Source organism: Stieleria mannarensis (assembly GCF_014154935.1).
Classification (GTDB): domain Bacteria; phylum Planctomycetota; class Planctomycetia; order Pirellulales; family Pirellulaceae; genus Stieleria; species Stieleria mannarensis.
In genome coordinates, this window is record NZ_JACEHH010000003.1 from 77,434 (window position 1) to 98,871 (window position 21,438).

General features: G+C 59.0%; 20 protein-coding genes and 1 tRNA gene. 9 read left to right on the forward strand and 12 right to left on the reverse strand.

Translation table 11 applies throughout. From position 1 onward, the window contains the following. Positions 1 to 39: 39 nt before the first annotated feature. On the reverse strand, positions 40 to 1,308 hold the full coding sequence (locus H1B37_RS02750; protein WP_182865091.1) for a tagaturonate epimerase family protein: 1,269 nt from the start codon (positions 1,306 to 1,308) through the stop codon (positions 40 to 42). Positions 1,309 to 1,337: 29 nt separating this feature from the next. Between H1B37_RS02750 and H1B37_RS02755 the strand changes: the two genes are divergently transcribed. From H1B37_RS02755 to H1B37_RS02765, 3 genes are all read left to right on the forward strand, one after another. Then, positions 1,338 to 1,628 (forward strand): hypothetical protein, encoded by a 291-nt coding sequence (locus tag H1B37_RS02755; RefSeq protein ID WP_182865092.1) that lies wholly within the window; start codon positions 1,338 to 1,340, stop codon positions 1,626 to 1,628. A gap of 381 nt (positions 1,629 to 2,009) precedes the next feature. Next, positions 2,010 to 2,080: transfer RNA gene (locus H1B37_RS02760), tRNA-Cys, on the forward strand. Positions 2,081 to 2,240: 160 nt separating this feature from the next. Beyond that, on the forward strand, positions 2,241 to 3,506 hold the full coding sequence (locus tag H1B37_RS02765) for a hypothetical protein (protein WP_182865093.1): 1,266 nt from the start codon (positions 2,241 to 2,243) through the stop codon (positions 3,504 to 3,506). A gap of 134 nt (positions 3,507 to 3,640) precedes the next feature. On the opposite strand, the gene H1B37_RS02770 is transcribed toward H1B37_RS02765, so the two are convergent. The 3 genes from H1B37_RS02770 to H1B37_RS02780 form a co-directional block, all read right to left on the reverse strand. Further along, positions 3,641 to 5,065 carry an arylsulfatase gene (locus H1B37_RS02770; RefSeq protein ID WP_182865094.1) on the reverse strand — a complete coding sequence of 475 codons (1,425 nt, stop codon included), beginning with the start codon at positions 5,063 to 5,065 and terminating at the stop codon, positions 3,641 to 3,643. 219 nt (positions 5,066 to 5,284) lie between these two features. Next, positions 5,285 to 5,530: a (2Fe-2S)-binding protein gene (locus H1B37_RS02775; protein ID WP_182865095.1), complete on the reverse strand. Its 246-nt coding sequence runs from the start codon at positions 5,528 to 5,530 to the stop codon at positions 5,285 to 5,287. Further along, a complete protein-coding gene (locus H1B37_RS02780; protein WP_182865096.1) occupies positions 5,530 to 6,714 on the reverse strand; it encodes a M20/M25/M40 family metallo-hydrolase in 1,185 nt (394 codons plus the stop codon). The genes H1B37_RS02775 and H1B37_RS02780 overlap by 1 nt, the downstream gene beginning before the upstream one ends. A 110-nt stretch (positions 6,715 to 6,824) precedes the next feature. On the opposite strand from H1B37_RS02780, the gene rlmN reads away from it, so the two are divergent. Then, positions 6,825 to 7,916 (forward strand): dual-specificity RNA methyltransferase RlmN, encoded by a 1,092-nt coding sequence (gene rlmN, locus H1B37_RS02785; RefSeq protein WP_494546288.1) that lies wholly within the window; start codon positions 6,825 to 6,827, stop codon positions 7,914 to 7,916. Positions 7,917 to 8,156: 240 nt separating this feature from the next. Then, positions 8,157 to 8,441 (forward strand): cupin domain-containing protein, encoded by a 285-nt coding sequence (locus H1B37_RS02790; protein WP_220498002.1) that lies wholly within the window; start codon positions 8,157 to 8,159, stop codon positions 8,439 to 8,441. A 116-nt stretch (positions 8,442 to 8,557) separates the two neighbouring features. On the opposite strand, the gene H1B37_RS02795 is transcribed toward H1B37_RS02790, so the two are convergent. From H1B37_RS02795 to H1B37_RS33300, 3 genes are all read right to left on the reverse strand, one after another. Continuing rightward, on the reverse strand, positions 8,558 to 9,007 hold the full coding sequence (locus H1B37_RS02795; protein ID WP_182865099.1) for a Fur family transcriptional regulator: 450 nt from the start codon (positions 9,005 to 9,007) through the stop codon (positions 8,558 to 8,560). 125 nt (positions 9,008 to 9,132) lie between these two features. Further along, on the reverse strand, positions 9,133 to 9,480 hold the full coding sequence (locus H1B37_RS33295) for a hypothetical protein (protein ID WP_220498003.1): 348 nt from the start codon (positions 9,478 to 9,480) through the stop codon (positions 9,133 to 9,135). Between the two features lie 32 nt (positions 9,481 to 9,512). Beyond that, positions 9,513 to 9,893 (reverse strand): ArsR/SmtB family transcription factor, encoded by a 381-nt coding sequence (locus tag H1B37_RS33300; protein WP_220498004.1) that lies wholly within the window; start codon positions 9,891 to 9,893, stop codon positions 9,513 to 9,515. Positions 9,894 to 10,055: 162 nt separating this feature from the next. Between H1B37_RS33300 and H1B37_RS02805 the strand changes: the two genes are divergently transcribed. Further along, positions 10,056 to 11,072, forward strand: coding sequence for a ZIP family metal transporter (locus tag H1B37_RS02805; RefSeq protein WP_182865100.1), 1,017 nt, complete (start codon positions 10,056 to 10,058; stop codon positions 11,070 to 11,072). Positions 11,073 to 11,425: 353 nt separating this feature from the next. Next, positions 11,426 to 12,076 carry a MerC domain-containing protein gene (locus H1B37_RS02810; RefSeq protein ID WP_436298130.1) on the forward strand — a complete coding sequence of 217 codons (651 nt, stop codon included), beginning with the start codon at positions 11,426 to 11,428 and terminating at the stop codon, positions 12,074 to 12,076. A gap of 200 nt (positions 12,077 to 12,276) precedes the next feature. On the opposite strand, the gene H1B37_RS02815 is transcribed toward H1B37_RS02810, so the two are convergent. Beyond that, a complete protein-coding gene (locus H1B37_RS02815) occupies positions 12,277 to 12,981 on the reverse strand; it encodes a HoxN/HupN/NixA family nickel/cobalt transporter (RefSeq protein ID WP_182865101.1) in 705 nt (234 codons plus the stop codon). 399 nt (positions 12,982 to 13,380) lie between these two features. Here H1B37_RS02815 and H1B37_RS02820 point away from each other — a divergent pair, with 399 nt between their 5' ends. Continuing rightward, positions 13,381 to 15,480, forward strand: a complete 2,100-nt coding sequence (locus H1B37_RS02820) for an NF038122 family metalloprotease (protein ID WP_182865102.1) — start codon at positions 13,381 to 13,383, stop codon at positions 15,478 to 15,480. Between the two features lie 65 nt (positions 15,481 to 15,545). On the opposite strand, the gene H1B37_RS02825 is transcribed toward H1B37_RS02820, so the two are convergent. The 4 genes from H1B37_RS02825 to H1B37_RS02835 form a co-directional block, all read right to left on the reverse strand. After that, the gene (locus tag H1B37_RS02825; protein ID WP_182865103.1) at positions 15,546 to 16,325 is read right to left on the reverse strand and encodes a BBP7 family outer membrane beta-barrel protein; all 780 of its coding nucleotides are present in this window, start codon (positions 16,323 to 16,325) and stop codon (positions 15,546 to 15,548) included. Positions 16,326 to 16,486: 161 nt separating this feature from the next. After that, positions 16,487 to 17,422, reverse strand: a complete 936-nt coding sequence (locus H1B37_RS02830; RefSeq protein WP_220498005.1) for a tetratricopeptide repeat protein — start codon at positions 17,420 to 17,422, stop codon at positions 16,487 to 16,489. Then, positions 17,370 to 18,158 carry a hypothetical protein gene (locus H1B37_RS33305; RefSeq protein WP_220498006.1) on the reverse strand — a complete coding sequence of 263 codons (789 nt, stop codon included), beginning with the start codon at positions 18,156 to 18,158 and terminating at the stop codon, positions 17,370 to 17,372. The genes H1B37_RS02830 and H1B37_RS33305 overlap by 53 nt, the downstream gene beginning before the upstream one ends. Beyond that, positions 18,155 to 20,026 carry a type II and III secretion system protein family protein gene (locus H1B37_RS02835; RefSeq protein WP_182865105.1) on the reverse strand — a complete coding sequence of 624 codons (1,872 nt, stop codon included), beginning with the start codon at positions 20,024 to 20,026 and terminating at the stop codon, positions 18,155 to 18,157. The genes H1B37_RS33305 and H1B37_RS02835 overlap by 4 nt, the downstream gene beginning before the upstream one ends. A gap of 540 nt (positions 20,027 to 20,566) precedes the next feature. Here H1B37_RS02835 and H1B37_RS02840 point away from each other — a divergent pair. Next, positions 20,567 to 21,214, forward strand: a complete 648-nt coding sequence (locus tag H1B37_RS02840; protein WP_182865106.1) for a Uma2 family endonuclease — start codon at positions 20,567 to 20,569, stop codon at positions 21,212 to 21,214. Positions 21,215 to 21,438 lie beyond the last annotated feature (224 nt).

Genomic DNA, 21,438 nt, shown 5'->3' on the forward strand with positions numbered 1-21,438 from the left:
CCCGCTGGCAGGGGCTGCCAGCACGTGGCGTCAGCTGCGCTACATTCCGCTGCGCAGTGCGTCCAGGTGACGCCCGAAGTGATCGTCCAGGACTTCGCGGTAGGTTTCCGGGTGGGCGACCAGGCAATCGCGGACGACTTTGCCCCATTTGTCATCGGTCAGCACGGAGCCGAAGGTGCAGTGCAGGATTTGGCGTCCGGGTTTGGTGAACCCTTTGCCTTGGGGGACGTCGGCCCACATTTCCAAGTACTCGCTTTCCAGCGTCGCGTCGTCGGCTTGGTCAGTGGTCGGTGCGTCGGCGAGCGTTGCCGAAACGTGATAGGTCGCCTTGTCGGTTTCATAGCGATCGCGTGAGAAATCGATGATACCTCGGAAGGCGGCCGCGTCGTGACGGGCGACCACGCGGAGAGCTTCCAGGTAGCTCGTGCCGGCGGTTTTGACATGGAACTTGCCGGCCGTCGTGCGGGCCAACGCGGCATACATCGAAACCTTGTCGCTGCCCGAGTGCAGGCTCAACTTGTACGGCCCGAGCAGATTGGCCACGGCCGCGTGGTCCGCCAGCGAAGCCTCCAACGCTGCCAAGTCGCCTTTGAAATCGACGCCCTTTTCGAAATCACCGATGAAGCGAGGCGCCAGACTGACCAGTTTCATGCCGCCCTTCAAACATTGGTCGGCGATGATGTAGTGTTCCGACAGAGTGGTCGGCTGGTCGGTTTCGTCGACGGACAACTCGATTTCATAGTCCTGGCCGGCTTTCTCGTTGACCTGGCGGATGTAATCCCCCAGCTTGAGTGCCCGTGCGATCGCCGCGCCGTACTTGACTGCCGCCCGCATACAGGCCTGTTCGTCCAACTGGATCGTCGAACCGGTCGACAGTTCGATCGACTTGCCCAAGTAGGAATCGAACCACGGCGCGGTGTCTCGGGCTGAGGAAAACTTCTCCCGCAGTGTGGATTCGTCGTAATCATCCGCTTTTTGGTCGACATCGTCCGACGGGTCGATTGTGAAAAACGTGAACCCGGCTGCCGCGGTGATGTCGACGTCATTGTTGACCTTCAAGTGATCCGCGTCGGCACCGATCGGCCCGTCCCATCCGGCCGCCTCGGCAGCCTGCATTGCGTCGGCCATCACGCCCTCGGGCGTCCGCTGGGTCCGCGTCATCTCGCGAATCGATTGTTGGGGGAAAATCGCGGTGATGCCCTCGCCGCAACGTTTCATCGCAGCGACATGTCCGGGGGTGGCAAGGCCGGTTCGATCACCAAATCCGAAGCTGGGCTCGAGCCCGAGAGTCGTGCACTTTTTGGTCATTGCAGTCAAAGATCAGAAGGGAGGGGAGAGTGGAAGCAGCTTTTTATTTGGGGGGTAGCTTACGACGGGAGGCGACATCATTGAAGGACCTGAATCGACGGGGCGGCATCGGTCGAACGGGCGAAATCCGCGATCCGATCGAACCGGCAGCGGTTTTCTGGCGGAACATTAACAATGCACCGGTGATCGACACCAAAACGAAGCCGCCAGCAGAAGGCTGGGGAACGGAAAAAACGTGGAATTTTCGACGCTTCTCGCTAAACGCCACCACATTTGATTCACTCGTACCCGTGTGCGGTGTCTGTTTTCTTATTTTTTAACCAATCGATTTTTTGACCAACCCTCCTACCTATCGCATCGCAAACAACCCCGCAATCGGTTGCGTGAATCTCTCTGAATCTGTCGGGAGGCACTGAGTTTTCGCAATCGGAGTGAGTGGCGATGAACGAGAAGTGTCGTTTTTTTCCAGGTCAATGCATCGGCGGTCCCGCGGCGGCGGACACGCCACGCTGCGGAAAGAAGCCCCAAATCCGGCGAACTTTTTGAATTCGTCCGATGTCTCTCAAGAGGGCGTAAGAAGCGTCCGATACCTCACTTCACGACAAGAACGATTCTCCCAGTCAGTCGCGAAAGGCAGGCTGGACGGGTTCGGGAGTTCTTGACGGTTCCGGAAAGTTTTCCTAATCTTTCCGTTAGTTGAAGGCGACTTGGCCGAGTGGTTAGGCAGCGGATTGCAAATCCGTCTACAGCAGTTCGAATCTGCTAGTCGCCTCTCTTGAGAGAGGCTAGATCGATGGAGACGTCACCGAGAATCGTCGGACGCTGTCTCCATCTGAGCACTCCGATGGGCACGATTTCTTTCGGCCCACACCATCTCGACCCACCCGAATTGGTACATTGACAGGCATCCTTCCTGCCGATCGGGTGTTTGCATGTGGAACGCGTTACGTCTTTTGCCAGCCGCCTTGCTGCTGTTGGGGTTTGCGACAGCGTTTGGCCAACCGCAAGGGGATGCGGTCGAGGGGCTGATCTTTCGGGATCCGTTCTCGGGGCTTTCGGCCAGCGAGATTGAATCCAAGCTGGTGGTCTTTCTGATCACCGACGAGGACCCGTTTGAGTGGACGAAGGCCAAGTTGGACCAGGCGGACAAGAATCGCCTCGGTGGCGGCCCCGATGTCTGGTGCGGTCCCGATTTTCGTCGTTCGTTTCAAAAGCTATTCGTTTCCCGACCCGACTTGAAGGACCGCTGCATCGTCCAGCGTGTCGTCGCGGGGCTGCCAAAGAATCTGACCGGAAACGTTGCGCGTACCTTGCCCCCGCGGGCGATCACCGCGATCTGTGATGGCCAATACCGGTTGCTCAATTTCAACGTCGGGGTTCCGGAACCGAACGACTTGGTGCGGTTGATCGAAGACGCCGAGGAGGCCAAGGCACTGCTTCAATTGCACCAAGACGATCCCGCGGCACTGTCCAATGCGGTGCTGGATCGGTCCAATAAACGAGTTGATCGCGTGTACCGCGATGCGCTCGCTCGATTGACCGAACAAGTCAGCGTTGACGAAGCAGCGCTGGACGTCGACGAAGCGTGGATTTCGCAGTACTCACGATTGGTGTCGGATCTGAACCCGGTCTATCTGTACGACGTGGGGCTCCGTTTCGGACTCAGTGACCGCAGCGATCTGGTGCGTTTGTTGGTTTTGGAACAGCACTGCGAGACACGGCGCAATTGGTGCGACACACTGGCCCCGTTTACGATCGGACGCGCGATGCGAGCGATCATGAATCCATTGGTCGATACCGCTTGGGGCGTCCCCGCGGTGCTGGAGATCGCTCCTCAGGACCACGAAGAGCCGCTGCGATGGTTTTCGACGCGGCGGGAGAATGCGTTCGTCGTCTTGGCCGTCCTACCGACGTATCTTGATCAGGACATCACCTGGCCACCGCCGAACGTGAGCCGAAATCCGCTGGCCAAACGAAATTGGAGCGAGCTGGAATCGGTGATGGCGAATCACCCGTTCCGCAGCGTCACCGCGGAGCAGTTGGCGGTGATCCTACGTGAGAATGACGAAATGGCGATCAACCTGTTGGTCCCGGCCCGGGCCAGGTACGTCGTGTTTGAACCGGGGAAAACCAAGCCGATCGTGATCCGCGAATCTGACCTGCCGGGCAAGTTCATCAATCGTCTCGAGACGAAATAACCGTTGGTGTCGAGCCTTGAGGCGATCACCTGCCGGTGTACGATGGCCCTTCCGGGCTGTCGCCCGTGGGGCTCCGCCACACGGGGTGGCGCCGCGAGGCGAAGCCTGGGAACAAGATCGAGAGCCGAGCGAAATCAACGTTTCGCTTTCGTATCCAACGCCAACTGATCGCGACGGACGAGGTCCAGGATTTCTTGGACTTGCTCGGGATGCTTCGCCGCCAGATCGTTGGTTTCACCGAGATCGTTGCGTAGGTCGTACAATCGCCAATCCGGCTGACCGTCGCGATCCTTGCGGTAGCGGACCAACTTCCAAGGCCCTTTGCGGATGCCGATCATCGTTTCGCCCTCTTGGCTGGCCCAGTACAAATACTCGTGTTGGCGTTGGTCGGCGGACTTGTTCAGCAAGGTCGGCAGATACGAAATCCCGTCGATGTCATTCGGTGGTTCGACGCCAGCGATTTCACACGCGGTCGGCAAAAAATCCCAAAACGCGGACGGCAAATCCGATCGTGATCCGGCGGCGACCTTCCCCGGCCAGCGGGCGATCATTGGGACACGGATCCCGCCCTCGTGCATCGATCGCTTGTATCCCTTCAGCACCCCGTTGGAGTCGAAGTACTCGTGGTCATGGTTGCCTTCGCGGTGGGGGCCGTTGTCGGACGTGAAGATCACCAGGGTGTTTTCATCGATCCCAAGGTCTTTGAGCAACTGGAACAGCCGCCCGACATCGGCATCCATGCGGGTGATCATCGCCGCGAACCCTTTTTCGGGGTTGGGCCAGGGACGATCCGCATAGATTCCATAATCCGGCACTTCCATCCCGTCCTTCAGCACGCGGCCGCCTTCATTGTTGGCGTGGGGAATCGTCCAGTGGATGTGCATCAAGAAGGGGCTGCGGTGATTGCGCTGAATGAAATCCAATGCCGCGTCGGTCATCTTGTCGTGCGAGTACGTGACCTTCTTTTCCGACACCCGACCGCGCGCCATCGGATGATCCATCAACACGTTCCCCGGCAGGAAGACCTGGCGGTCATTCTCCCACAGGTACGGTGGATAATAATTGTGGGCGTTGCTTTGGTTCAGGTAACCGTACCAGTAATCGAATCCGTTTCGATTGGGGTGCCCGTCGTTGTTGACCTCCTCGGGCGAGTCGACGTGTCCCAACGCCCATTTGCCGACGCCCCCGGTCGCGTAACCGGCTTGCTGCAACAATTTCGCGACCGTCGGTTCGTTGCCGGTCAAGGAGCGGGAACGGTTTCCCGTCAGGCCCGTATGCCCGACGTGTTGACCGGTCCAAAGCACCAAACGCGAAGGCCGACAAACGGTGTGCCCGGCGTAGTGGTCGGTAAACCGCATCCCTTCGGCCGCCATCTGGTCCAGATGGGGCGTTTGAATCTGCTTTTGTCCATAGCATCCCAAGTCGCCGTACCCGAGGTCGTCGACCATGATGTAGATGATGTTCGGGCGGTTTTCGGCGGCGCAGGTTGTTAACGCAGCGAATGATGCGAGCAGGAAAAGAAAGAGGCGGTGGATGGAGCGATGGGGCATCGTTGGCATTTCTGATTCGTGAGGAAGGAGTTGCAGCCCTAGAGTGTAAGGTCCTCCGGTCGCATCGTGGGCTCCGCGTCGGGGCCGTCACCCATCCAGCCCGCTCCATCGCGTAGGACATCCCTTCCGGGTTGTCCTCGTTCAGCCCCCGGCTGGACCCGCGGTCCACAGCGACGGCCCGGAAGGGACCGTCGTACATTCAGCTTCTGGTACGGCGTAGAGGATTCCTCACGTCGCGTCACGGTACTCCTGGCGATCCTTCGCGTACCGTTCCGCTTCGGGCAGCGTTTCCGATTCCGGGGTCTCGGATTCCCAGAGCTGTTTCAAATACGGTCGACACCAGCCGCATCCGGTGCCCGCCCCGAAACATTCCGATAGTTGCGAGGGCGTTTTCGGGCGTTCGGTGCGTAGGAACTGAATGACTTTTCGCTTGGGGACGTCAAAACACAGGCAGATCGGTTGGTCGTCGTTCATCAGTCGTCCGGCTGGCAGATCAGCATGGTTGCAACGCGGCAGGCGGCCAGATAATCGGGGATATTCAATCGCTCGTCGGCCGTGTGAATGTTCACTTGGCCGCAACCGACGGTGACCGCGTTGATGCCGTGCTCTTTCAACCAGTTTGCGTCCAGCCCTCCGCCGGCGACTTGGCGATAGGGTTGTCGCCCGATCGATCGGAGTGCCTGTTCGAGGAGTTCGACCGACGGATCGTCGTCGGCTAAACAAAACGCTTCGTAGTCGACGCGCGAGTTGAATTCGCACGCGCCACACTGCCCGTCGATGTTCGCCGTCGATGCGGCTGCCGATTCGAATGCGGCGCGCATTTGAGAGATGATTTCGGATCGGAACGCGGCATCGTGGCTGCGTGCTTCGGCGCGCAGGGTCACTCGGGGCGTGACGACGTTGGTGGCATCCCCGCCCTGGATGACGCCGACGTTCGCCGTTCCCGAACGGCCTTGTTGTTCGATTTTGCCCAGCCAGCCACGGGCGTCCAGGTCCGCGATCGCCTTGGCGGCCATCACGATCGCGCTGGCGCCCTTTTCCGGTGCCGCGCCGGCGTGGGCGGGGATTCCCGTCAGGGTGATTTCAGCGCGCTCGCCGCCGATGGCGCCCGTCGTCACCTTTTCGATCGCCCCGCCGTCGAAATTGAAGGCCCGATCGACGTGGCCGATCAGTTTTGGATCCAGGTGCCGCGCCCCTTCCAACCCGATCTCCTCTTGAATCAGGAACACGATCACCGCCGGCGGCAGATCGGTGCGTCCGAGTCGCAATCGCTCGATGGCGGCGGTCAGAATCGCCGCGCAGCCGCTGCGGTTGTCTGCCCCCAGGCCGGTTTCGCCCCGGCTGAAGACTTGGTCTCCGTCGACGACCGGGTCGCTTCCCAAACAGATCGGCACCGTATCCATGTGCGCCGACAGCATCGTCCGGGGGCCCTTGTCACTGCCCGGCAGGTCAATGACCACGTTGGAGCAATTCCCCGGAATTCGCGTTCGGGTCTCCGCACCGTCGTGTCGGATCGCCGATTCATCCAGGCCGGCTTGGAGCAGAATGTCGACAATCCGCGCCGCGACGTCGCGTTCGTTGCCGCTACCGCCGTGGATGGCGGTCAATTCGAGGTACCGTTGGAGAGCTTCGTTTTCGTTGACTACGATTTCTTTCATCTTGCGGTTAAATTGAAGGCGTCCCAGAAAGCTGACCGTCCCATTAGCGTAGGGTTCGGTTGGTCGGCATGTCGAGTGCCTGGTCCCCTTTTACCGCATTGTTGGTCTGCGTGAATCTTCCCGTCATCCAATCCGAATCTGTCTCCAACCCAGCCCAGACGCGCGACGACCGCGTGCACTTGCTGGATTTATCGCTGGCCGAGTTTCAGTCATGGCTGATCGAACACGGACAGCCCAAATTTCGCGGCAAGCAGGTGTTCGGATGGATTTACGACAAACGGGTCCGCGATTTTGATGCGATGAGTGACTTGCCCAAAACGCTCCGCGAGCAGCTGGCGAAAGAGTTTGTGATCTATCGATCCAGAGAGGCGGCGGTGCAGACCAGTCGCGACGGAACCGACAAACTGTTGGTCGCCTTGGCCGACGGCGGTGAAGTGGAATGCGTGCTGCTGCGCGACGGAAACCGGCGCAGCATTTGTGTCAGCAGCCAAGTCGGCTGTGCGATGGGATGCGTGTTTTGTGCCAGCGGACTCGACGGCGTCGACCGCAACCTGACCCGCGGCGAGATCGTCGAACAGATGCTGCGTTTGCAGGCGCGGTTGGAGTCGGGCGAACGGCTCAGTCACATCGTGATGATGGGGATGGGCGAACCGCTGGCCAATTTGGATCGTGTGCTCGGTGCGTTGGAGACGGCGAGATCGGCCGAGGGTCTGGGGATCAGCCCACGACGGATCACGATCAGCACGGTCGGGTTGCCACCGGCGATCGATCGATTGGCCAAGAACGGCGTGCCCTACAATTTGGCGGTCAGCTTGCACGCGCCGAACGAGGAATTGAGAAGCCAACTGGTTCCGGTCAACGAAAAGATCGGGATCGATGCCGTGCTGGCGGCCGCCGACCGCTACTTCGATGCGAGCGGGAGGCGATTGACGTTCGAATACGTGTTACTCGGCGGAGTCAACGACGCCCCCGAGCACGCGCAAGAGTTGGCACAGCTATTGCGCCACCGCACCGTGTTGCTCAATGTGATCCCCTACAATCCGGTCGAAGGGTTGCCGTACACGACACCCAGCAAGCGGTCGATTGCAGAGTTCCGTCAGATCTTGGAATCCGGCGGCGTCAACGTGATGTTCCGTCAGCGGAAAGGCGACGAGATCGACGCCGCCTGCGGCCAACTCCGCCGCAACCGCAACGCAAATTAACCAGGAACTTCCGGCGGAGCGTCGGGGCGTTACCCCATTGTAGAACCATTGTCACCATTGTTCCGCTCAGCCGTCCTGGCTGAGCGGCGTCCCCTTTGTTCCGTCCCCATTGTTTGCGACGCAACGATGCCGAAACCAAGTCGAATCGAACCCGTTCATCTCCGCGGCGAAGAGTGGCTCAAACGCTCAAGTCCTCCATTGGGTTCACAGGAGGGACATCATTTTGGCGTCGATTGCGTCGTGATACGCTACAGCACCGATATCGTCGGTGAGGGGCCGAACCTGCACGTGCATCCCTACGACGAGATTTTTCATATCCTCGAAGGACGCGCTCTTTTCACGGTCGGTGATCGGCAATTCGAAGCGGAAGCCGGTTCGCTGGTGATTGGACCCGCCAACGTTCCTCACGCCTACAAAAACCTCGGTCCCGGTCGATTGGACTCAATTGATTTTCACTTGAGTCCGGAATGGATCCAGTACGACCTGCCGCGTGACGGCGAACCGCTGAGTTCACCGACACTCTGATCATGCCGCCCGGGTCAAGGCTAGACTCCGGGGATCTTCCAGACGCAGCGTCGGTCAATTTCCTTCCTGACTGGGCACGGATCGGCCGCAGGCCGCGGAAAGATGACCCGCTCAGCCTATCGCGTCGCGGTGCCCGATTTGCAGTCGTTGCAGCGACCGCGGAGAAGGATTTCGGTGACTTCGCCGACCGCTTGGCTGGCGCGTTGGCTGCTGGCGGTCAATTTGACGCTGCCCAGGCAAGACACCGTGCCGCAGACAGTGCACAGAAAGTGTGGGTGCGTGTCGGAGTCGTCTTCGCCGGGACGGATCTCTTCAAAACGATAGACATGATCACCGAGTTCGGTGCGGCGAAGCAATCCGGCATCGGTCATATCGTTCAGGTTGCGAAACGCCGTCGCTTTATCCACCCCGTTTTCGGCCAGTCGCTCGGCAACTTCCGCGTGCGTCATCGGCGAAATCGCCTCGCGCAACATTTGCAACGTCGCCAGCCGCGCGGGAGTGGCACGCAAGCCGACCGCACGAATGGCGTCTTTGGTGGATTCTGTTGAGCTTGGTCGTCGCTTCATGAAACGTTTGTCTCGGGCGCGCGTCGCGGGCGGCATCCTCGTCCGGTCTCGGACACGCGCGGTGGAAAAGTCAATTGCGCTTGTCGGTCAGTGACTCAATGGTCCACTGACCGCTTGCGGCCGGATCAGCTGACCACCGACACCGGACCGTGATCATCGCAATGGTCACCGTGGGGATGATGCAAGTGTCCATCCACAAGATAGTCGATGTGATCACCGTGCGGAACAGGTTCGTGACCGCAGCCGGGACCGTGAACGTGCCCCGTCTCGTGGCATCCGCAATTGTGTGCGGGCGTGCACACATCGGGGTTGGTCTCGGTTACCTCCAACTTGTGCTCGACGACGGTTCCATCATCATCGACGTGGTGCAGGTGACCGTCGTGAAGGTAGTCGACATGATCGCCATGCTGGATCCCGGTGTGTTCACAGTCGGGCCCGTGTTGGTGTTCATGGTTGTCGTGCACGTGAGCCATTTTTCTCTCCGTTTGCTAAGATCGGAACCAAGTCAAGAATCTTCCATCGCGTGCATGACCCCGTTGGTCACCAATCGCGAGATGTGCGCGTCGGCCAAATTGTAGAAGACGTGTTTCCCCTCCCGACGCGATCGGACGATCCGTTCGGTTTTGAGAACACGCAACCGTTGCGATACCGCCGGCAAGGGCTCCTGCAACACTTCGGCCAGCTCCGAAACACAGCACGAACGAGCTTCCAACATGATCAGCAGTCGCAATCGCTGTGGATCACCGAGGGCTCGAAAAATCGCGGCCGCCCGCTCACAGGCGGAATCATCGAACCGCAGCGGTTGATGCTCGTGGTCGCCGCTGCGGCAGCTCGGCGAGTCATCGTCGCTGGGCGTGGAACTCGGTTGTGTTCGTGTTTCGGCCATAGTTGTACAGTTGCAGGACTGTGCAAGTGTAAGATTGTTCGCGATCCTCGTCAAGCAAATTTTTCTCGGTGAAGAGGCAGTCCGGGCGGGGGCGGTCCGGGCGGGGATTCAATGATCACATGGCCAGGCAGGCCGACCGCCCACATATGCAACGAGATTGCAATGGGATATTCTGAGGCCATGAATGCCTTGTTGCTCCTGATTGTGTATTGCGGATTGATCGTGGTCGTCTCGCTGGCCGGCGGGCGGTTGTCGTCGTTGCTGCGGATGACGCACCTGCGGACCCAGTTGCTGATGAGCGGGGTGGGGGGATTGATGCTGGGGATCGCGCTGTTGCACCTGTTGCCCCACGCAACCGAAACACTCCGGTCGCCGGGACAGGCCGGGGTCGGCGCCTTGGCCGGGCTGACGGCGATGTTTCTGCTGGTGCGTCTGTTTCACACCCACGATCACAGCGTGCCGGTGGTCGAAAACGGCGACGCTTTGGCGGCGGAGCACGACGAAACCGAGTGCTCGGGGGACAGCCGAAATCACTCCCCTTCGTGCGTCCATGGGCACTCGCATGGGGATCCGATCAAGGGGATCAGCTGGTTCGGGCTGTTCTTCGGATTGCTACTGCACACGCTCGTCGATGGGATCGCGCTTTCGGCCAGCGTGATGGCGGAAGTGGAACACGGTGCTTGGTTGGGATTGGGCGGATTGGGCACATTCTTGGCCGTCGCGCTCCACAAACCGCTCGATGCATTTGCGATCACGTCGGTGATGAATCGTCAGAACTGGTCCACTGCGGCCCAGTGGACCGCCAACATCGTCTTTTCCACGGCCTGTCCGCTCGGTGCGTTGGCCTTCTACTTCGGAGCCAGCGGGGTGATCGACAACACCGGCTTATTGGGATGGGGGTTGGCCATCTCCGCCGGGTTCTTCATCGGAATCGCCCTGGCGGACCTGTTGCCGGAAGTCGCGTTTCACGACCACGATCGGGGCAAGCTGACCGCGACCTTCTTGTTGGGCATTGCAGTGGCCGTCGCGGTAGAGAATCTGCCCGGTCACTCGCACGATCACGGATCGATCGGTGGCGGCCACGGCCACCCCGAGCATGTAGAGCACGAGCACGTCGATCACGATCATCATCATGACCACGGTGAACACGATCACCACGGCGACCATAGCGGTCATTAGCACGGTCGTTCGGGCGACCCCACCCCGCGTCCAACGCTGCCGCCCTCCTCTGCACCGCTGCGTGGGGTCCGACACCCGGTAGGCGGCGTTTGTTCAAGGAATCACCGTCGCCTTCCGATATTGAGGCATACACGCCGTCGACACACTGCACGCACTTGCAAGAAATATGCAAGTGCGATATTTTCTCGGAAGGCGTGGGAGTGCCTCACCTCGTGCCGCCGGGCTGAACAGGCGGTTCGGATTTTCGAGGGGGCGATCTGGGGTTTTGACGCGTAATGCCGTCGATCCGATCCTGATGGAAATTGAAGACGTTGACGTGATGGAGGAGGTTTACGGTGAGTTCTGATTTATTGGTGATCGATCCTGCAGCGGCGGAATCGGCGGGACAAACGGCCCGGTCGGGATGGTTTGAGTGGAGCGATTGGGCCGGGATGGTCGCATCGATCGGGTGTGCGATTCACTGCGCCGCGATGCCGTTCGTCATCGCCTATTTGCCGGCGTTGGGGCTAAGCTTTCTGGCCGACGAGGCGTTTCACCAATGGATGGCCGTCGGATGTTTTATCATCGCCTTGACCGCGTTCGTTCCCGGATTCCGGAAACACGGACGGTTCAAACCGGTCATCATCGGCAGCGTCGGGCTGGCCCTGATTTCGGTTGCCGCCTTCGGGTTCGCCGGAGAGTGCTGTGCGAGCTGTGAAAGCGAAGTGGTCTCTCCCCCCGGGGAGGCCACAATCGTTTCAGGCGACTTGGCATTGGCTGCCTCCACGGAGGTCTGCACCGACGCCTGTTGTGCACATTGTGCCAACGAAGACTCCGCGGACCGACCTGATGTCGTGTTGGCCGGCTTGAACCCTGCCGTGAACTCGACGCAGGCCGCTTGGGTCTCGCGAATCTTGCCCTGGATCACTCCTTTGGGCGGATTTGTGCTCGTCTTGGCTCATTTGCTCAACCAGCACTACGGCTGTCTTTGCGGGTGTTGCGAAAAATCAGACGCCTCCGCTTAAGAAACGGCTCGCCACGAATTCCGAGTTCCCGTGGTGGTTGGTAAAGGCCCCTGTTGGGGACGGCCCTTATGATGCGTTGCGTTGCTCAGCCCAGCAACATCGAATCAGTGATGCAAGCCCGACGCGTCAGCGAGAGGCCCGCAACGCCCCTTGCTGACGCGTCGAGCTGGCAATGGCACGTGAGCCGTCAGCCAAAAGAATCAGATCGCCAGTCGGACGGAATAAAACATTCCGATGGACAGGATGAGGCCGGCGCGGATGTAGGGCCAAGGGAGTTTTGAAACGGCCGAGTCGCCGGAAAACAGCCGCGTCCCGAAGACCTGGACCAGGATCCCGAACAGTGTGATCGAACAGGCGATTCCGGCAGCGAACAGGCCGATCACCGCATAGGCCGCCACCGGTGATCCGGTCGACATGCTGGTGAAGTAGGCCGCCATCGCCGAGGGGCAGGGCAGCAGCCCGAATGCGATCCCCAGCAGGGCGCTCATCGAGTAGCTGGTCCGCGAGCCGAATTTCTTGGGCTGGTCGCAGTCGTCATCATGGCGTGCACCGCAGCCGCACTTGGCCGGCTTGGACCGCACGGCAGCCAGCAGCATCCACAGCCCGACGCAAAGTACCAGCCCCGCACTGATCCACCGCATCGCTGCGGTGACCGATGCGTCGTCGTGGTGGTGATCACCCGTGACCAGATGGTGCGTCAGATGCACCGCCGCAGCGATGCCGATCAGGGACACGCTATGGGCCAGGGCGCTGGAAAGCCCCATCACCACCGGGTGCAATAAACTCCGCCGCTGGCCGGCCAAATACACCAGCATCGCCGTTTTTCCATGTCCCGGCTCAAGCGCATGCAACGCCCCAAGGCCAAATGCCAATCCCAGCGTCAATTGATGGGCATGATCGTGCATGGAAAAGCCGAACTCGATCTCGGGTCACGAAGTCGTTCTCACTACGACCGATCATAATAGGCGGTTCGGAACTATCCAGTGGATTCATGCGAGAACGATTGGCGCCCCATCACACGAAATGAGTTTCGTCCGCGAGGTCGGAAGGGGTTGGGCCTTGTTCCCGATCGTTACCAATTAAGCTTCGCTTGAAGAGAAGGCCAATGCCTGGGTGCTTGCTTTTTTGTGGGCCCTTGGCGCGGGACCACACATCCGACGATTTCAGTTTCCGCTCTTCGTTGCTACAAGTATTCAGCCTATCTCTCAAACCGCAAATGCAAAACCGTTGCAATGCGAGCGGCCAGGGGGTACCGTATTGGCCTGTCCATTCTGTGAAATTTGACGTTCGGTAAGTCCTGAAACATGAGTTCCAAGCGCATCCCGCTGTCCTGCCACCAGAGTCGGCTTGAAACGTTGGAGGATCGTCGACTGATGGTGGCAGACTGCGACGCGAATCCGATCATGGAGTCGGCAGAGGTCGCCTATCTTTCACGTGCCGTCCCCGTCGTCACGCATCATTCAAACCAAGTGGTTGATCCGGTCGGTGGATCGCGACCGACGCAGTTGGGTGGAGGGCGTTTGAACATCGAGATCATTTCGGGACAGAAGTTGAGATCCAGTCCCGCCGCGTTGGCAGCGGTCGAGCGAGCCGCCCAGCAATGGGAGTCTCATTTATTTGATCCGATCACGGTCAGCATCGAGATCGATTTTGATGTCACGCCGACTGGTGTCCTGGGATTCGCCATTCCGAACGAAGTCATCCTGCCCTATTCCGAGGTCCGGGGGGCGATGCAGGCCGATGGGCTCGCGGAAGCGGATGACTCAATCGTCGGGCGACTCCCCACAGCCGACGCAATCGAGTTTGCCTTGCCGCCCGGAACCGAATTCTTGGGCGATATCTCGATCGCCAAAGCCAACGCCAAGGCGATCGGCCTGCGCCCGGGCGAACTGGACGATTTGTTCGGAATTGCCGATGGCGGCATCGTCATGAGCGAACAAATGGACTTTGACTTCAACCGCTCGGATGGCATCGAACCGGGACGCGTTGATTTCGAATCGGTGGTCGTCCATGAGATCGGCCACGTGCTCGGCTTCCTCTCCGCGACCGACCGCTTTACGGAGGATTCCGCACCCGCGACGATTGCTCCCACACCGATGGATCTGTTTCGTTTTCGCAGTTTGGCCGGTCCCGATAACCCGCGCACGCCCGCCGGATTTGAATCCATCCGCCGCGAACTACGTCCGTCCACGCCCGCGGTGATCGACTTCGTCCTCGAAGACGGATGGGGGCTGCCCGTCCAGCAATATCCTGTGGAACTCGGCGAACCGGCAATCATTGTTCCGCCAGATATTGTTTTTGAACCGTTCGTTCCGTTCGGTTACCAAGCGAGTCACTGGCTAGACTTGGATCAATTCGGCCAAACCATCGGCGTGATGGCGCCGACAATCTCGCCGCAGACCGTTGTTCCCATTTCAAACGTTAATCTGCGGGCGATGGATCTGATCGGTTACAACGTCCTGCCACCAGATCAAACACCGCTTGTGCCCGTGCTCAATGACGACCACGCGGCAATCAGCAACCAGACCCGTGTTGTTGTCGATGTTTTGGCCAATGACCGGAATGACGACCTGGCCTTTCACTTGTCCACGTTTCGAATCGTCGAGCCGCCCTTGTTGGGGGAGGTCACATTTGATCCCGTCACCGGTTTGGTCGTTTACGAAGTTCAGCCGGGACGTGGCAACGATGTGGACACATTTGCCTACACGGTCGCAAACACACAGGGGATCTATGGTGAGCCCGCCGTGGTGGAAATAGCGATTGCCGGGGCAGGTAATACGCCAATTGCGATCGATGATTTTGTGCTGACCCGCCAAAACCAACCGGTTGTGTTCAATCCGCTCGCCAACGATACGGACGATGGCATATTGAGTCTTTCGAATTTGCGAATCGTGAGTGGTCCGAACAGCGGCGACGTCACGGTGATTGATGGCGGTTTGCGTTACGATCCGGAGACCGACTTCACTGGAACAGACTCGTTTGTATATTCGATTGTGGACGACGACGGATTGCAGGCCCAGGGACTCGTTGAGATCACGGTCGGAGAGTCATTGATTCCGCCTGTCGTTCCGGGGCAACCGTTGAGTCTGCTTCAACGTGCGGACGTCAACGGCGACCGTTCAATCTCAGCACTTGACGCGTTGGTCACAATCAACTTCCTCAGTCGGCAGGGTCAGTCTGGCCATGTCGTGGTCACCGCGGACGATGATCAGCGACTGGACGTTTCCGGTGATGGAAACGTCACTGTCAAAGATGCGCTCATGATCATCAACCTGCTCAGTCGATCAGCGGCGGAAGGTGAGGCGACGCGTTTGTCAGGCAGAACTTTATCGCCCGTGGATCCTCTTGCCGACTCGCGTGAAAATGATCGGATAACTGATCTCGTCGTCGGTCAATTTTTTTAGCCGCAAGACCGCGCTCTGAGTCTTAGACTCTTCCGTTCGATTTAACCGGCCACTTCAGCGCCTGTTCAATACGTCCACTGACCGCCGAGAACGAGTCCGTGCAGCCAAAGGCTTTCACCATCGGATGGGCCGCCGTTCTGTGACGCGGACTGAACGACGTTGTCTAAATACAAACCCTGGTAACCGAGGTGGATTGCAAGGCATCGCGTGATCGTCCGCCGAATCAGGACATCGATTTCGGCCGCAAATGTGAATTCATCCGCGTCGACGTCGAACATGGATTCCGGGGTGCCATCGATCACCAGAGCGTTGGAATAGGCTGGGCCGGACTGGTTGGTTTGATTGTTGAAGAAACCGAGTTTCCCACCGATTTGCAACAGCGTTCGATCAACTTCAATATCCAGGTTCATTCCAACCTGCGGACCGAACAGCTGATTCTCGGCACGGCCCATCGCGGTTTCCTGGACCGGCCCTAGCCCGGCATCCAGAACGTAGGCCTCGCGGAGCGAATCGTCGTACTGAAGGTATCGGAGACCTGCGATCCACCGTGTCCCCAGGACACTGGGATCACTCAGCCAGTTGAGTTCAAAGTTCTGAAAGCTCGCTTGTGCCTCGATCGCGGCGTCCAGATTGGGCGTTGGCGGCACGTCGTCAAACCTTGCCGACGAGCGCCAGTCATCCAGGCCGAAGTAAACGAACTCTGCAGTGAACCCATCGATCAAAAACGACCGCAGCGTGACTTGAGGCCCAACCCGCAATCCGAAATCGAGGTCCTGAAACACGACGGTGTCGCCACTGCTGGGATCCAGGATCTCGCTGCGGAACGATGAACCGGTAGGCCGCATCCAAACGCTGTCGACTCGTGCCGAAAACGTTGATCGGTAACGGTCTTGATTCCAAGCGTCGTCGCAGTCGGCCGTGGCAGGAGTCAGAATGCATCCCCAGAGGAGGATTGCGTAGACAACAAACGACGAGGGTAAGAGTGTTCGTGAACCGAATTGCGGGATCATTGTTGCGAGCCCTCCACCCGAGATGCTAGGTAAGGCCTGGCGACGGAAGCGGAAACATTCTCGAGCACCGACCTTGATTGCCCCAGACTGGGGTCTTTTTCCAGAGCAGCCGCGATCATGCGTTCGCCTTCAGCCGACTCGCCCTGGCGCAGCTTGAACATTCCGATGTTGTGCAATGCGGCGGCGGGGCCAATGGCTTTCTCAAACAGTGGCTTCGCCTCGGAGTATTGTCGCCGAGTCGCAAGGACCACGGCCAGATTGACGAGCGTTTTCTGGTGATTGGCGTCGACGGCGATGCCGCGGCGCAGCGTTTGTTCGGCTTCTTCCAACTTACCGGTCGAATAGAGGAAATAGCCGTAATCGCATAGCACATCGGGATCTTCAGGGGATTCTTCGAGAGCTGCGGAATACTCGCGCTGTGCCGAGTCGGTCATCGCGGCTCGGTCGTAGAGCACCGCCAGCGCGTGGGCGATGCCCGGATGCTTGGGCGCTATACGTCTCGCTTTCTCGTAAGCCGCAATTGCTTCAGCGTCCATCGACCGCTCTTCCGCCAGCCGCGCCGTTTCCAAAGCGATCTGCAGCGATTGGTTTTCAGGATCGCCTAGGGGTTGCGGGTTTCGTGAGAGTGTCGCGGATTGTTGGGAGGAAGCGTGCGGCTTTGGAACCGCGGCGAGTTTTGGCGCGATCGCTGTGCACCCACTCGTTGCCACAAACAGCGCGACCGCGAGCGATCCCAACGCCGTGGCATTGGTTTGCCGCGGTGGCCCTAACGATGCCCTACCATGATATGGGAATCGAGCGGCTTGCGAGACCGGCGTGGTCGTGGTGCGGGCTCTCGCATCGGTATCGTCGTGCATTATCCAGGCGACGTTTGTGTTTTTAGAAGAATCCGCCACCACCAAATCCTCCGCCGAAACCGCCACCAATTCCACCGCCGTTGCCGCCGCCAAAGGCTCCGCCGACTCCCCCACCAAAACCGCCTCCGATACCGCCACCAAAACCTCCGCGTCCACCACCACCTCGATTTCCGCCGCCAATCCCCTGAAATTGACGATTGAAGATCTGCGGCGATTCAACACCACGGACCCCGACACTACGATCGTCGGCAAAAATCACCCAACGGTCGGCGTCAGCGACACCACCCCGAGCGAGACCATCGACGACGGCGTTGCGCCGTCGCACTTGTAATTGTTCGACCCGCTTGAGTGCTTCATCATAGGTCTCATCACTTTCCAATCGCACCGGCTGGCTTTCGATCACCACCCAGTTTGGAGATTCCAGCATTGTGATTGCGATCGCATTCAAGTGCTTCATCCCTTCGGGCGATAGCTTATCGCCGCCGGAAAACCATTCGTTGCGTGTGATAACGCGGTGCCGCTGAAGCGCCCCGGCCCACTGAGCCTCCCGCCATGCCGACACGTAGGTGCCCGGCGGCGCCGGCACAGCGCCACAGTCAATCGTTTCGGTGCATCGTTGCCAATCGGCCAGCATGACCGCGGGCGGAGCTTGCCCTTCGGTTTCGGGCAAACAATCTCCCGCGCAGATCTCAGGGCAGGCATCTGAAGGTGTCTGTTTGCAGTGCTGATTCGTCGCACACCCGGCGATCACCGTCGTCAGGACGAAAGCGATCGACGCGAGTTGTTGATTGCAGATTGTCGAAATTCTCATCGCAACGCCTCTCCCGTCAGGATTTCAGGTGTCGTGTGAGGCGGCATTTGCAAATTCGGAAGTGGTCGACCGCTGCTGTGTCCGGGCATGCCGATGATGTATTTCTGCTCGCAACGTCGAAACGCATTCATACGATGCACACCACCGCGAACGGGAGTTCGGTAGTCTTCCGCAATCGTCCCCTCGATAGAACCGCGGAGAAAGAAATCCAGATCGTCCGGGTCGAATGTGTCACTGCCGGGCAGCGGTAACGCCGCACCCGCGGGCAGAGGCGACACCAAGTGCGGTGTCACCACGACAAGTAGCTCCTGTTCTTGATAGCTGGCCCGGTTGTTGGCAAACAGGTTGCCGACGACCGGTATGTCGCCCAGAAACGGGACTTTCAGCGAGCTGTTGACCAGTGAGTTGCGAATCAGTCCGGCCAAAGCGAGGGATTCGCCGTCGCGAAGTTCCACCGTAGAAGTGAATAGACGCGTCGAAAGGCTAGGTGGTTGGCTGGGGTCATTTTCATCGTCGTTGTCGTTATTGCTGCCGCCCGTCCCGAGACCGTCATCGGAGGTTTCCGAAACGACGGTTTGCAATTGCAATCGGATGCGATCGCCATCGGTGACCGTCGGTAGAACGTTCAGTTGGACGCCGAAGGGGATGAAGCGAATGTTCTGGTTGACGGCCGCGACGGTCGAAGTTGACTCCAGGATTGGAAACTGCCCGCCGACTAAAAAGCTTGCCGGTTGGCCACTGAGCGTGGTCAGGTTGGGTTCGGAAAGCGAGCGAGCCAATCCAAGCCGCTTGAGCGCATCGAATTGCAAGAAGAACTGATCGGTTTGAAACGTCAGTTCTCCCACACCCAAAGTCTGAGTGAAAGAAACGTTGCTGGCCGTGTCTGAATCGACACCAAAACGTGTCGTCGAGATCAGGCTTCGTCCGGAATCGCGAACAACTTCCGCTAGCGTCACCTTCAACATCACTTGATGAATCCCCGCGATCTCCAGCATGTTCACCACGCGGTTGTTAATATTGACGGCGTTTGCCCCCGTGATATTCTTGCCTTGAAAGACATTGTCCAGGCCACCTGCGTTGATCATCTCGTCAATCGTGAAACCAGAGAACGCCTCCGCAGACGTGTTCGGTTGAAACCCGACCGGAGCGTTGTTCGGATCGGCGTTATTCCAAAGTGCAGCTTCTTCGGCCTGTTCCTCTTCGGGTAAACTCTGCGAGACAATTCGCAAGATGTTGGTTGCATCCTCGATGTCGCGGGCCTTGCCTCGGACGACGACTTGCGAACCGACGTAGCTGAGTTCCACCACACTATTGGGAAAACCGCGATTGATGTCACGCTGCAGCGCTTCAAGCAGCCGTTCAAATTGTCTCGATTGTTCTGGGTCATCAGTGACGCGAACCAGATAGCTGAGCACTTCTTGCTGCCCAGTCTCAGGGGATTTGAACCAGAAATTCACCGTGGTGGAGCCTGTCTGCTTGCCGGTGACGCTGATCTCGCTCTCCGTGATGCTGACCAGTTCCGCGACTTCGGGATCGCCGACTTGGTCGCGGAATGGCGGCACACGAAACCGCAGCACCGTGGGACGCCCCTGCACCAAATCAAGCGTTTTTTCAGGATCGATCCGTTCGAGCAGGTAGCGGTTCTCTGTCTCGGAGACCTGCTCCGCTTCCGCAGCGGATCCGACGGCGTGGTTGGGGGGCAGGCGTCTGGGGGGTGCCGGACGGAACGACCGTGGCGTCGGTTCCGGGCGTGCCGGTGGCCGATCACCGATAGGGGCTTGCCCATCGGCCGCGATCGCCAAGCACCACAGCATGCAAGCCGTCACAAACGACAGGAGTCGGCGGGCTTGAAGGCGGGGTGTCGGCATGGTGGACGCTAGTCATGAATGTAATCGCAGGTTTTCCGGCACGTCGGTGACCAAGCCGTATGACGGGTGTTTCGTTCCGTACAATCGGCAAAGTTTGTGTCCTTACTAAAGTGCAAAACGGTATTTTCATTGCTCAATCCGCCGCTGACGAGCAAGTAAGCGAATCCGATCAATCCTGATGAGTTGCCTGGTTGCTGGATCGATCGGCGTGAAACTTCTCGGTGTGGGTCTATCGATTGCCGCACTCATCCGCGTTTCCATTTGATTATCCTCCGTGACGAACCAGGCTTGGCGGACCGGGGCGTGCTCTTGGCTTGCGGATTCAGCGCCGATTGCTGACCGTCGGCCAACGGCGAAACCACTGAAAACTCGTTTCCGTCAACACGCTCGTGGGGTAAAATGGTCGCAGTTGCCAATGGTATCGGCTTGAGTCGTCAGGGATTGCACAGCCGTTGGTGTTTAGCCTTGAGGCGATTTCCCGGTCGCCACGTCGTAGTCATTCGAAAGTCGATCAATGTTCATTTTGAGGGGAGTCCCCCGATGACTCACGCCGCTGTCACTGGCAGCCTAGCCGAGCGTCTGCAGGAGTTGGGTGGAATCATTGCCCAGCGGGTGCGAAACTCGCCGGCACCCGGAACGGCGACGTTGGCCGACCTGATCCGTGCCAACGACCACGAAGAACCGCTGTGCGAACTTGTTGACAACACGCTGGTGGAGAAAGCTGTGGGATTCGAAGCTTCCGTCGTCGCCGCCACGATCATTCGAATCCTTGGCGAGTTCGTCGTCTCACGCAAACTTGGGGTCGTCTCGGGGGCTGACGGTATGTTTCGTCTGCTCGCCAGTTCTGTGCGGGGCCCGGATGTGGCATTTCTCTCTCGTGATCGACTTCCCGGTGGGCAGTTCCCTCAAGAAGCCTACCCGTCGCTGGCTCCCGATTTGGCGATCGAGGTTCTGAGCCCGGGAAACACGAAAGCGGAATTGATGCGCAAACGGATCGAGTACTTTCATTCCGGAGTGCGTTTGTGCTGGATCGTAGATTGTCGGAGCCGCTCAGTGGCTGTGTACACGTCGCCGGTCGACGTTACCGTCCTGGACGAAGAAGCGACTCTCACCGGTGGCGAGGTGCTTCCAGAATTCGAATGTGTCGTCGGCGAATTCTTTAGCGATCTGGACCCCCAGTCGCTCTAGGGCATTGTCAACGCTCGATTTCGGGTGAAGCGAAAATCGCAAGAGTTTCGGTTTCTCCGCCGTATCGCCGAGGGGCTCGGCGACCTTCGCCACCGCTGAAACCAAGTTCATCCAACGAACACAGTGGTCATCATTGGTTTCGCCGCGGCGGGTGAAGAGTCGTTGGCATCGCAACTACTGGCGGACTTCCTGAATCAAACCCGCCTCGTGCTAAGTTTGGCAGG